Genomic DNA, 13,152 nt, shown 5'->3' with positions numbered 1-13,152 from the left:
TTTAAGACAGCAAAGTTTAGATAATTACCAGCCCAAAAAGAGCTGGTGGGGTGGTTATAAGCACCCTTTGAAGAACGATTTTTTAGGCGGTGGCGGAGCTTTGAATTCCGTCGCTTCAATCGTATTGGTTTTTTCATCAAGTGTACCAACGATGATAACGCCATTCTTATTCATCCCTTCGCCAAGCTCAGAGACTTTAAGTTTTGTAGTATCAATGTTATACACTTTTCCGGTTCCATGTTGGAAAAGTGCCAATTTTGGATGTGTTGTTTCACCCGGTTGAATATTTTTAAAACAGCCATCTGATCCACATGTATAATTTTCCAAGTAACAATCCGCAAATGCACCTTGAGCAGCACATGCAGGAGTCGTTAGCAACCCTTCAAACTCTTGACCTTCAGCTGCAAACACGTTAAAAACGAGTGCAGCACAAATCAATGCTACTTTTTTCATTATTCTACCTCCACTTTGAGAGTTTTGAGGTACGCTACGATATCCTCAACCGTCGCTTTATCCAAGAAACTGTAATCGGTCATCGTAGAAACGCGTTTCCCTTTTTCAATAGTATACCAAGGTGTATTTTTGTGTGCATTACGATTGTAACCTGGTACGACAACTGCAGATGGTTTTAAGATTGATTCACGCAAATATGCAGCAGTTGAGTATCCACCGACATTTACAAGAGACGGAGCCATCGTTCCAGCCGGAACTGATTTGTCCAGTTGGTGACATCCTGCACAACCATTGGTCTCAGCTGCCAATTTACCTTTTGCAGCATCCCCTTTTGGTGTTTCTGTTGCTTCTGCTACAACCGCAGCGTTTGCTTTTTCACCTTCGAGGTTGATTGCAACCCATGAAGAGAGAAGTTTCAACCCGTTACGTCCGTGTTTTTCACCGTCCCAAACTGCGATTGCAACCGGCACAGTACCTGATGCAGATACGTAGTCATCTTTTAACGAACGAACAAGTGTACCTGTCCACCCTTTGTTCTCATATTTCATCGCTGCATTAGACTTGACCGATTTATCTTTGATTTCTGTCAATGAACGGAACCCTTCTCCTACAAATACACGCTCAAAATCGGTATTTGCCAAAGAGACGACTTTTGCATCATATTCAGCCAATTCCTTACCGAAAACACCTGTTTGTTGTCGGTTGATTTGTGTAGAAACATCTTTGTTTCCGTTTGGCTCATATACTTTATCGGTCGCTTTTTGAAGGTGGACAACAACAGGACGTCCATCAGAACCCATACCGATATAAGGGAGTGGTTGAGCTTTTTTAGTCGTACCGGCAAACTGAAGTGCAAATCCGTCACTGTAGGTATCAGTACATTTGATCCCCTGTACATTTTTGCTCCCATCAGCCCATTTGACAAGGATAGCAATTTCACTTCCGTTGTGAAGAGCCGCAACTTGTGCTTTTTTACCTTTATTGGCTTTGTTAGCTTCAATAGCCTCTTTGTCGTTAAACTCGATAGCACTCTGCGGATACAATGCAACAGTTGCAAATTTCGCCTTGCTCCATAGTGCAGAATCAGCATTAAGCGCATCAAGTTTATCGCTAACTTTGACCGCAGTGAGACTCAAATCCCCTGCCAATGCCGCAGAGGCGGCAACACCCAATGAAAGAATAGTTGTTAGAAGCTTTTTCATTAGTGATGTCCTCCTGCTTTTGTAAACTTACCGGCAATGTAACGTGTATCGACCGGAGCCAATGGGTTACGTTTTGCTGCTTTAGCAACTTCTTGATAGTAGTTGTTATCAAGGCGGAACATATCTTTGTGTTGATACGCGATCAATAGATCCATCAACTCACTAACACCGGTCTCTTTACGTTTTTTCATCTCCGCTTTAAGCGTTTTGATCGCATCGTGTACCGCAGGTCCGAAAAGTTTTTCCAACTCTTCAACCGGTAAACGTGTTGATCCCTCGATGATTTTACCCTCAGCGTCAAACTTCGCCGGAGATTCGGTCGGAGGAATGTAGTATACGTTCGGCTGTGTTCCATAATCTGAACGAAGACCTAGCGCAACTTTATATTTGTGTACCAATTTGTATACTTGTGACTCTTCATCATCCAAGAACCCTACAAAACGGATACGACCGACACATTGCTGCGCACACGCCGGTGGAAGCCCTTGCTCGATACGTGGGAAACAAAGAATACATTTCTCAGATTTAGAGATTTTCGGGTTGAAATAGATTTTTTTGTAAGGACATCCCGCGATACAATAGCGGTATCCTTGACAGCGATCCAAGTCAACCAATACAACACCGTCTTCTTCGCGTTTGAAAATCGCATCACGCGGACACGCACTCAAACAACCCGGATTTGTACAGTGGTTACAAATACGCGGCAAATAGAAGAAATAGTTGTCTTGCGGGAATGCACCGGCACCTTGGTCTTCATCCCAGTTTGGTCCCCATGTCGGAGAAACGTGCGGTTGAAAGTGATTGCTATCGCTTTGTCCACCCATCAATGACTCATAGTTATAATCCCAAGGTACCCCGTAATCGGCTTCTAGATTTGGGATAACACCCGGCTGAAGATCACCCGCAGCGTCAAATCCGCCGCCGAGTTCCATCCAGTTTTTTGGATAACCGGTACCAGGATAGGTCTCGACGTTATTCCAATACATATATTCACGACCGTTACGGTTCGTCCATTGCGTTTTACATGCTACGGTACATGTTTGGCACCCGATACATTTATTCAGGTCCATTACCATTGCTAATTGTCTTTTAGACATCTAAACCCCTTAATACTGTACGTCTTTAGCTTTTTCGTAGTTAACCGCGCCGTCATATGCGTATTGGTTACCATCCCACAGACCACCAAATTTGAGGTGACCCCATCCGTCTGCCATTTCAAGAAGATTCAATGATGTCGGTACAACTTCATTGTGCCCTTTGTTTTTCAAATACATGTACGGTTCCCATCCATGCTCTAACACCAATCCATCCGCCGGTGCTGAAGATGAGAGTTTTGCCATTGCATAGAACTCACCAAGAGCATTGTAAATACGGATCGTATCGCCGTCTTTAATTCCTTTAGACTCAGCAACTACACGGTTTACTTGAATTGCAGGAACACCGCGTTGCAAACGAAGCAATGTGCGTGATGTTTTATAGTTCGAGTGAATTGACCATCGAGCATGCGGTGTCATAAATACGTACGGATAGTCTTTAGACTGAGGACGGATCCCTTCCATACCTGTATTGGTTGCTGCACCCATTTTGATGTACATATCGTGGTCAACATAGAATGTTTGACGACCTGAAAGTGTCTCAAGACGTTCAAATTTATACAAATGGAATTCCATCGAGCTGTACGGACGGTCAGAGTACAACGGTGAAGACTTCGCCGCTTTTTCATTGATGAGCAAGAATCCTCCCACTTTGTACATTTTTTCCATCGTCCACGGCTCATACTGCTCACATTTTTCCAATGCCGCTTGTACTGCCATTTTGTCAGTTCCAAGATAATTCTCACCTGCGCCCTCAGATTCAGCATCTGTATTGGTGAACTCTTTGTGGAAAATCGTCAAATCATGGAAACCAGGTTTTGCGAATTTTTTATGATCCGGTACTTTTGCTTTTGCAATATTTTCCGGACGGTTTGCCAACTCTTCCATTTTTTTAGCAAGGAATGTAAACATTGACCACTCATCCATCGCTTCACCGACATTTTTAATGTTTGCAACCGGCTGAGCCAAGTTCGTAAAACGGTGGTAACCCGGAGACGTACGTAAGTCATAGACTTCATAGTGCGATTTTGCCGGAAGCAATACATCTGCGTATTGAGCAGCTTCTGACATACGGTAATCAACATATCCGAAGAATTTTGTTTTAGACAAGAATGCTTTACGGTACTCATTCCCTTTGTTACGACGGAATTTAGAGTCTGCTACGATCAGAGCACAATCCGGTTGCCACCATGGTTTGTTCACGTTTCCGTGATGTGATTCTTGATTGATTTTGTCATTTTCACCCGATTTGAGCATCTCAGAAAGTACTGCCATATACTCTTTTTTGCTCATACCGTTTTGAGCACGTTTAACATCTTCGTCCCCAAAATACTGATCAAATGTTTTCATCCCGTCACCGAATACGAATTCGCCTACGAATCCAGATCCGAAACGTGCGTTATATTTACCGCTGAATCCTGCAAGAACACCCAATCCTGAGAGAGTAAACTCATTTTCAGTATTCAATCCGCCATACGGTCCCATACGCCCTGTCAATCCACAGATAGATGAAATATTCCAAATAGACATAACACCGTTGAAGTATTTGTTCAATGAGAATCCGGTAGTGATTTCAACAACTTTCGGCAATGCGATATCGCGTGCCAATTGACGTGTAGTAGACGGGTGAACGCCTGTCACTTCCTGAATCGATTCCGGGCTGAATTTTGCTGCCGATTTTTTGAGCATTTCAAATACGGTTGTCACTTCACGTTTGTTACCGTGCATGTCCGTAATCGTCCATGTTCCTTCAAGTTGTGGTTCAATCCCTTGCTCATCAAGACGCAATGATTTGATTTTAGACCCTTCAGAACCCGGCATCAATGCAACTTTACCGGTTGCTTTGTTCATACAATAGAACTCTTCCATGTATTTGTGATGATCTTCATCATTCGCTGCATGTTCCATATCGGAGCGGCGAATCATTTTTTGAGTTTTTACATCGACCAAGAATGGAAGGTCGGTGAATGTTTTCATAAACTCTGGTTTATAAAGTTTTTCATTCAAAATAACATTGATAACACCCATCGCAAGAATGTTGTCTGAACCCGCTTTGATTGGAATCCAAAGGTCAGCTGATTTAGCCGTTGCATTGAACTCAGGAGTAATAACGATGATTTTTGCCCCGTTATATTTTCCTTCCCATACGAAGTGAGCATCCGGAATACGGGAGACAGATGGATTTCCACCCCACATAACCGCTGTATCAACGTTATACATGAAATCCCATGTACAACCGACGTTACCCTCACCGTACGCAATCGCAGCACCCGAGAACATATCCCCAAGGTATGATGATGGATAGATACGAATCGCACCGAGTTGTGTCGAGAAACGAAGCGGTGCACCACGGCGACCTTCGGTCAAAAGACCGGTTCCCGCATGAACCATCAATTTATCCGGCCCGCGTTCAGGGTCTGTCATACAATTGAAAATCTCTTGACATACACGTTCAGCCGCTTCATCCCAGCTGACACGTTTCCATTTACCTTCTCCGCGTTCACCGACACGTACCATTGGATAAAGGATACGATCTTTTTGGTACATCACTTGTGAGTGTTGTACCCCTTTATTACATCCGCGCGGGTTGAAGTCAGGAATTTTTGCATTGATTACCGGATAGCGAGCCGATTGGTTTTCACGGGTAACAACACCATTGTTTGACCAAACTTCCCACGCACAGTTACCTTGACAGTTTACACAGTGGTATGCAAATCCGTGTTCCTCTTTTTTGCCGTAAACAAATGAGAACTCGTTTCGGTACATCTCTTCAGTATAATTGGTATTCGGGTAGTTGTTTTTCCCGTTTTCCACTGAAATTACATTGGTTTTTGCAAAAAGTGAACCTTGTGAAGCCACTAATGCAGCCGTCATTCCTGAAACTTTCAAAAAATTACGGCGTTGATTGTTCATTACTTTTGTCATTATTATAGCCTTATCGTTTAATCGGAAGGTTCATATCGTTACCCCAAACATCCCAGCTTCCTGTGAAAACTTTGACGTTTTTGTAACCCAACAATTGAAGCGCAGTAATATGCTCTGAACTTCGTCCGGCACCTACGTGACAATATGCATAGATTGTTTTATCCGGAGTTATCCCATAACGGTTGTACACTTCTTGAATTTGCTCTGCAGATTTGAACGAAAGTTTTTTATCTGCATCAGAAATTTGTGACCACTCGATAAAAGTAGCACCAGGAACATGTCCGCCACGAGCAACATTATCCATTTTACGCTCACCGATAATTTCTCCGATTCCGCGAGAATCGATAATCACATATTTTGAATTTTTCCCGTTTTTGAGGATGTCTTCCATCGCATGCTTGACTTCATCTTTACCGGCGATTACATTGTACTTGATTTTTTTAGGATCGATTTTGTAGGTTTTTGGTTTAACTTCCTCATCCCCTTTGACAACAAGAAGACGTTTTTCAACCTCAACCATTTTGTCTTTCAATGCTTTGCTGTCCGCTTGTACTTTTGCAATAGTCGCATCCAAAGCTGCTTTATCCGCACCCTCTTTTTTCAATGCTTCTTTAGCATCTTTTAGCGCTTTTGTTGCCGCTTTAAGATCTTTATTCAATGCATCATACTCTTTTTGAGCAGGGTCAATTGCCATAATTGCAGCACGCCCACCGTTGAGTACTTTGACATTTTTGTGACCGTAGCTGTCGAAAAATGAGTAAACACCTGTCGCATTCGGCCCTTTAAAGTCATCGTACGCGATAACTGTCATATCATTGCTGATCCCTTTTTTACCGATCGTTTGCTCTGCATCATCAACACAACGGTACAACGGCGCACAATGCATTTCACCATCAATATCTGAATGGTGAAGGTGGTGAGCATACATCTCTACCGATCCTTTGATATGGCCGAGTTTATAAATATCTTCGTTATCACCCGATACGAACATCACTTTTGGATTACCAATCAGCTTGACCGCTTCTTCGGCAGAAATAAGGATTGAATTGTCCTTATACCCATCGGCCGCCATCAAAACCGTTGACGCCGACAGTGATGCCGCAACACATAGTGTTTTTAGCAATCTGTTCATCCGTGCTCCTTTTTTTAAATGTGCACACTCTAGTGCGTAAATTTACGGAATTACCATTTCCATTATAGATACGCCACTCTTAATAGATGGTAAAAATCCCCTTATTCTCGTTATTCGGATTACAAATTGTTACATACTTATCACATTTCACCTATCCTATGATTACTGTATGTTTTTTTATGTTTTCTTATAAATCGGATACTGTCATTTCTCTTATATTGAACAATTAATAATTACATTTTAATCACTTTTTGATAGTATGACAATTATTTTTACATTTACATGCTTAAGGAGATGCGATATGGAGAATATCAACGTTCAAAATGCCATCAATACATCCGATACTTCAACGCTCATTGAATTACTTGAAGACAAAACACTTCCCATCGAAGACGTTCAAAAAATTTATACTGCTTTCAAAACCGATAAACAAATTGTCGGACAAGTTGCGATGAACTTATCCTTGCGTACTTCCGTATACGATCGTGATAAAGAGTACAGCCAGATCATGGTCGATCTACTCATCGACATTGCAAGCAATCCTGTTGATATGGGGGCACGCTGGGCTGTAGCCAAGAACCCGCACACACCGGTAGAAGTACTTCGTCATCTCTCTAATGATTCTATCAATTTAGTACGTGCATTGGTTGCTTCGAATCCCTCAACACCCAGTGATATTTTAGAAAAATTCTTCAACGATGAAAAAATAGTTCGTGACGGACTTTCAGGCAATCCGAATACACCGGCCAAGCTTCTCAAAATTCTCACAGCTGATAATGATAAAATGGTTCGAATGCGTTTAGCTGAAAATCGCTCTGCACCGAAAGATATTGTCACATTATTATTAAATGACACCGATCCGGATGTATGCAAAGCAGCAAATTCCAATCTAGAAGAGCGTGCATGAAAAAACACCATTTCGAAGAACGAAGTCAATTTATGAGTTTAGAGAATCATTTTCTCAATACTTTTTTTTCGGGCCTTTATTTAAGTGCTGCAGACCTTATTACCATTGGCAATGCCAACGGCATTGAGTTGCATATGCACTCACGTGAAATGCTTATTAAAGATCTTTTGAATGAGTCTAACAAAAAAGGGAGCCTTCAAGGTGTTATTACATCTCTTACTTCCCTAATCGATGAGCGGATCAGCGCATGTCATCGCCTAAGTATCGACTATCCGGCTGCTCGAAATGCGTTAGCCAAAGTAGCTCAAAAAGCAACCGGAAGCAAAGCTCTTTTAGCACGCGAAATGCGGGGAAATCCATATGAATACTAAAGAACTTCAAGAAGCACTCAATGCTCTCGCCTACCCTGGTCTCAGCCGAACCCTCGGCGAACTCAAACTTATTTCAGAAGTCAAAGTCAGTGATAACCATGCACAGATTGAACTTCTCACCGTGAGTGATGACTCTTATCTAACGGTCAAATCAGCTATCGAAGCATCATTTTCAAAAGATTTCGCATCGATGAATATCACCAAAAAAATGACGGCAAAAAAAGATATGAATTACGGCAACAGTGCAACCCCGAATAATCGAGCACCCTATGCCGCAAATGTCATCGCAGTCACCAGCGGCAAAGGGGGAGTCGGAAAAAGTACCGTCAGTGTCAATCTCGCTATCGCACTTGCACAAAAGGGGTATCGTGTCGGGATTTTGGATGCTGATCTCTATGGTCCCAATATTCCACGTCTAACCAATACCGATATGGAAAAAATCAAATGGAATGATGATAATAAAATCGTCCCGAGTGAAAACTACGGACTGAAGATTATGAGTGTCGCCCTCACTACACCAACCTCGGATACCCCCCTTGTATGGCGCTCTTCCGTTGCCGTTTCAGCATTGATTCAATTTCTTGAAGATGTCGCATGGGGCGAACTCGATTTTTTAGTGATCGATATGCCTCCTGGAACCGGTGACATCCAACTCACTATGGCGCAAGAGCTCCCGATCACTGCCGGAGTGATCGTCACAACGCCTCAATTGGTCGCCAGCGATGATGTAAGCCGCTCCATCCGTATGTTTCAAGATATTCACGTCCCTATGGCAGGACTCGTCGAAAATATGAGCTATTTCATCGCTCCTGATACCGGAATACGCTATGATATTTTTGGAACCGGCGGCGGCGAGCGTCTATCAGCACGTTACAACATTCCGTTATTAGGTCAAATTCCACTCAATATGGAGATTCGTGAAGGTTCGGATAACGGAGAGCCTCCCGTTGTTTTAGGCAACGATACATTAAAAAGCTATTATCGAGAGATTGTAGAGAATATGTTAAAATCGGTAAAATTCAGAGTGTGAGTTCTCCCGCATCCGAAAGATGCGGGTAGCTTTAGTAGGGGGTTGCATGGGACAAACTGTCCCTGCCACTTTCAGGGCTCTGCCCCCAAAGTGTATCACCATCAAAATGGTTATTTAAAGATTTTCTTTAAATCGTTTTCAATCGCACCCGGTACCGTTGCAATGGTCATGAACTCATTCATTGTCAATAACGGATAGCTAATCGCGATAAAGTATTTTGCACTTAACGCTTTTGCCTGACCACCTTCGATCAATACTGCCCATGGTAAAAGCTGAGCGTTTTGAGTTCCGGTCTTTTTGACAAATCCGTTTGTTCGGCGATCCATCTCGACAAATGCGACATAGCGATCTTCCCCTACTTTGACAACCGCAGTCGTCCCTTTTGCTTTTTGAGCCTTGGCGACCAAATCAGCAGTCGAGCCTTCGCCTACAACCATCATCTCTTCATAGTATGGCATACCAACCATAAAGTGGTATCCTGCCAACCCTGCAAATTCCCACTTGTCAGCAGAATCTTTCAAAGGACCGAATGCTTTTTCCAAAGCGGCCAATGTCGCAGCAGAAGTTGCATGATTGTATTCGCCTTGCATGAATGCTTTTCCAAAATAAATCGGGTTCGCGATACTAAGTTGTTTATGTTCATCATCTACCAAAATACGTCCAACAGCCGCAAGAGCACGTGTCGGTTTATTGGCCATTGTTTTCATTTGAGCATTCGTAAATAAAACAGTCGTTCCACTGTCAGTCGCTTTTGTTCCTACAACTTCGAAGCCTGCAGAAGCGAGTTTTGATTTCACGCTCTCAACATCGCTGTACGCTCCAATTTTATAAGCGGAAATAACTTTTTCTACTTTAACCCCTGCTTCTGCTTCAGGAGATACACCCGCACATCCGCAAAATCCGATTACGAGTGCGCTCATTAGTAGTGAATAGAATTTTTTCATTTTTCTTTCGCTCCCAATCCGACCATGATTCCGGTGATCTCTTTATCTAAACTGCGGATAGATTCCACCATTTTTGGATCATTGATCCCCATAACAGCAATCCAGTTCTCTAGACGCGGCATACCGACGATCAATTTGTTAGAACCTTTTTCTACGTACATATACATTGAGCACGGTGCAAATGCTCCCGCATCCGGACGCCCTTTGTTGAATATCCCCTCAGAAAAGCGGAAATGACAAAGTGAGTAAACCCAATACTCATCATAACGGCCGAATTCGATATTGTTATCGGTCATAGCACCTTTAATATCTTTATATCCTGCGATGATGTATTTATTTGCTTCGAACGCAGACTCAAATTTACTTTGGAAATCACTTTTGAATGCATCCAAACTTGCTCCGCGCTCAAACGGAACCTCAAACGTCATCATCGGTTTAGCCGGCAATGCTTTGTAGTCCACCGTTTGAACTTTACTGCCGATCTCTTTTTCGACCAATTTATCAAGCGGTACAAACGATGCTGCGAATTTAGCACGTACATCCGCATCTTTCACACCGACGATATCAAGCATAGCTTCCGGTGTTACGTGTCCAACATAGGTTTTATTTTCACCCATTTTTTTGTAAATGTGCAAATTGAACGGAGAAAAACCGCCCAATGATGGCTCTTTCATCAACAATGGTCCAACAACAGAATCATTAGTGATCGAGAAAAACCCTAAGTTATCCAACGTCTCTTTAAATGTCGGATCGAAATCAGGATGCTTTTCTTGAGTCCCTTTTACCGTTTTAAACTCAGTACCCCATTTCGTTTTGTACGCATCATTAATACGCTCATGCGGATCAGATAGAACAAAACCTAATGAATTCATTTTGTTATTGACCATATCCATATAGACTTTTTCTTTATCGCCTTCACCGACATAGAATTTTGCCCCTTGAGCACCAAATGCCATTGAAGCTGCCAATGATAATGCTGCTGCACCGATTAGTAATTTACTAAACATACTATTCTCCTTCGTAATAATCGCTATCGAGCCGTGATGCCTCTGTTTATAAGAGTATATTCTATCACAAAACAATCAAATAAACGATAACAACAACTCAAAAACTATGAACTCTGATTATCGCTGTAAAAAGTGAGTAAATTGTGAACTCTCCCAATGGGAGAGAAGGAGAAATAACTTAGAAGTTGAAGTTAAGTTGCATGCTAACAGCATCTTGGCTGTGTTTTGTTGAAATAGCAGCTGGAGTCCCCCCATTCATTGCTGCTACACTATACGATTCTGTTGTTTCTGGAACATATACATACGCTAGATCAAGTGAAGTCATTTTATTAAACGCATAACTTCCACCTACAGTGTAGTGCTTTTCAACGATAGCCGGGAATCCTAACAAATTGAAAAAGTTGTTTACAGCACCTTGAGCTGTAGCCCCGTTTTGTTCTTTAATTGGATTTTTTGCATAGTTATAACCTGCACGTAATGCCCAATTGTCTTGTGTGAATTGATAACCGAACATATAAACATTTTGGTCTTCCCAACCAAAATCTTTGTATCCTTTTGCACTTCCCCATTTGATTTTTTTGTAGTCAAATGCAAATGTATTGTTTGCCATCTTGTATGAAATACCCGCTCCCATTTCAGCCGGTTGCTCCAAATTATCTGATAGAATTGCCGTACTCATCAGTCCATTAAACTGTGTAGTAGCAGCTTTAATTTGACCTTTATATGTCATATCAATAGAAGATTTATAAGAAGCACCAACTGTCAAACCGTTTGTTTCATAGGCTGCACCAAGATTGTAACCTGCGCCAAAATCTTGTGCAACACCTTGTGTAGTACTTTCAGAACCACCAAATCCAATTAATTTGTATTTAATATCCAATGAGCCATATTGAAGTACTGGTGCAACACCAACGCTGAATCCGTTAGTTTTATATGCCAATGGCACTGCGAATTGCATTAACTGCAAATTTGTAACCATATTCATATTCATTCCAGTATCACGATAGTCTGTACCCATTCCAGCTGTACCAAACATACCGATACCCCAACTGAAGTTATCAGAAACTTTTTGTGCAATTGCAACTTCAGGAATTACAGAAAGGTCTGCATCACTTTTTACACCACCTGCACCCATTAAATTGGTTTCTACATCTGGCATAAAAATAGTTCCACCAAATGAAACCTCTGTTCCTTTAACACTTCCGATTAATGCAGGATTAGCAAGAGCCGATTCAGCACCATGAGACATACCAATACCGATACCACCCATTCCACGTGCTTTTGCACCCATACCGATTAAGTGATCCCCATTGGTAGCAAATGCTGAAGTAGCACTAAGAGCGATAGCCGCAGCAACCGCGATTTTAATTGAACGTTTCATTAATTCTCCTCGAACAGTTTTATTTCGAACCAGTAAACAGTTCGTTAACAACATCATTATAGGAGGGTTAAAATTAATCGGAACTTAACACGAAAATATCACATTATATATTTTTCTTATAAAACGAATTAAATATGTAATACGACGTATTAATAGGATTATCTTATAGCAATATTTCGTCAAAATTGACCATATAGTCATGTTAAGCGCCTAATTAAGCTATGATATGAAATAAAACTCTTTTTTTTCAATAAAAATTTTCTTCATGGATGTGAATATTGGTAACAGTATGTGTGACTATTTTGTGATACATAAACGTAAATTAGTCTATATAGCATGAAATAAGCCTCAGAAAGCATTTTATTATTGATAGATATACTCTCTCATGGTTTTATAATTTTTTACGGCGTATACGTACGTCTTATGATTTATAGAGACGTTTCAGTAAGAACATAGAATGCGAGCACGCTTAACATTAGGAGGAGAGAGCTAATAGGGTATCTGATAGGGAAGTAGCACAAATTGAATGACCAAATATGAATTAGCGAGCTAACAGGAGTCAGAGAGCGTAATAGGATCGTTTAATACATAGCTTTAATTGGAGATTTTAAAGACAACAGTTTAGTAGATTTGCTTTTGATTTTGAGTGAGAAGTTTTTTTTGATTATTTTAGTAGAAGAAGAAATTCTGAGAGCCAGGCGGCGAC

The 13,152-nt window shown here is 41.5% G+C and carries 11 protein-coding genes; 3 read left to right on the top strand and 8 right to left on the bottom strand.

Annotated elements, in window-relative coordinates:
- Positions 1-54 precede the first annotated feature (54 nt).
- From CJD30_RS07790 to CJD30_RS07770, 5 genes are read right to left on the bottom strand one after another with little or no spacing between them, the layout of a single operon-like run.
- The gene (locus CJD30_RS07790; protein ID WP_294918070.1) at positions 55-453 is read right to left on the bottom strand and encodes a hypothetical protein; all 399 of its coding nucleotides are present in this window, start codon (positions 451-453) and stop codon (positions 55-57) included.
- On the bottom strand, positions 453-1,655 hold the full coding sequence (locus tag CJD30_RS07785; protein ID WP_294918068.1) for an ethylbenzene dehydrogenase-related protein: 1,203 nt from the start codon (positions 1,653-1,655) through the stop codon (positions 453-455). Before CJD30_RS07785 ends, CJD30_RS07790 begins: the two co-directional genes overlap by 1 nt.
- Positions 1,655-2,752 (bottom strand): 4Fe-4S dicluster domain-containing protein, encoded by a 1,098-nt coding sequence (locus CJD30_RS07780; RefSeq protein ID WP_294918066.1) that lies wholly within the window; start codon positions 2,750-2,752, stop codon positions 1,655-1,657. The genes CJD30_RS07785 and CJD30_RS07780 overlap by 1 nt, the downstream gene beginning before the upstream one ends.
- Positions 2,753-2,761: 9 nt before the next feature.
- Positions 2,762-5,674 (bottom strand): molybdopterin-dependent oxidoreductase, encoded by a 2,913-nt coding sequence (locus CJD30_RS07775; RefSeq protein WP_294918064.1) that lies wholly within the window; start codon positions 5,672-5,674, stop codon positions 2,762-2,764.
- Positions 5,675-5,684: 10 nt separating this feature from the next.
- Positions 5,685-6,806: a rhodanese-like domain-containing protein gene (locus CJD30_RS07770; RefSeq protein ID WP_294918062.1), complete on the bottom strand. Its 1,122-nt coding sequence runs from the start codon at positions 6,804-6,806 to the stop codon at positions 5,685-5,687.
- A gap of 301 nt (positions 6,807-7,107) precedes the next feature.
- Here CJD30_RS07770 and CJD30_RS07765 point away from each other — a divergent pair, with 301 nt between their 5' ends.
- From CJD30_RS07765 to CJD30_RS07755, 3 genes are read left to right on the top strand one after another with little or no spacing between them, the layout of a single operon-like run.
- Complete coding sequence (locus CJD30_RS07765) at positions 7,108-7,713, top strand: hypothetical protein (RefSeq protein ID WP_294918060.1); 606 nt, start codon at positions 7,108-7,110, stop codon at positions 7,711-7,713.
- Positions 7,710-8,084, top strand: a complete 375-nt coding sequence (locus CJD30_RS07760) for a hypothetical protein (RefSeq protein ID WP_294918058.1) — start codon at positions 7,710-7,712, stop codon at positions 8,082-8,084. Before CJD30_RS07765 ends, CJD30_RS07760 begins: the two co-directional genes overlap by 4 nt.
- Positions 8,074-9,114 carry an Mrp/NBP35 family ATP-binding protein gene (locus CJD30_RS07755; RefSeq protein WP_294918057.1) on the top strand — a complete coding sequence of 347 codons (1,041 nt, stop codon included), beginning with the start codon at positions 8,074-8,076 and terminating at the stop codon, positions 9,112-9,114. Before CJD30_RS07760 ends, CJD30_RS07755 begins: the two co-directional genes overlap by 11 nt.
- Before the next feature lie 110 nt (positions 9,115-9,224).
- On the opposite strand, the gene CJD30_RS07750 is transcribed toward CJD30_RS07755, so the two are convergent.
- From CJD30_RS07750 to CJD30_RS07740, 3 genes are all read right to left on the bottom strand, one after another.
- Positions 9,225-10,034, bottom strand: coding sequence for a hypothetical protein (locus tag CJD30_RS07750; RefSeq protein ID WP_294918056.1), 810 nt, complete (start codon positions 10,032-10,034; stop codon positions 9,225-9,227).
- Positions 10,035-10,054: 20 nt separating this feature from the next.
- On the bottom strand, positions 10,055-11,065 hold the full coding sequence (locus CJD30_RS07745; protein WP_294918055.1) for a hypothetical protein: 1,011 nt from the start codon (positions 11,063-11,065) through the stop codon (positions 10,055-10,057).
- Positions 11,066-11,243: 178 nt separating this feature from the next.
- Positions 11,244-12,446: an outer membrane protein transport protein gene (locus tag CJD30_RS07740; protein ID WP_294918054.1), complete on the bottom strand. Its 1,203-nt coding sequence runs from the start codon at positions 12,444-12,446 to the stop codon at positions 11,244-11,246.
- Between the last annotated feature and the right edge of the window lie 706 nt (positions 12,447-13,152).

Source organism: Sulfuricurvum sp. PD_MW2 (assembly GCF_002633015.1).
Taxonomy (GTDB): domain Bacteria; phylum Campylobacterota; class Campylobacteria; order Campylobacterales; family Sulfurimonadaceae; genus Sulfuricurvum.
This window is presented reverse-complemented; position numbering and strand designations above follow the sequence as displayed.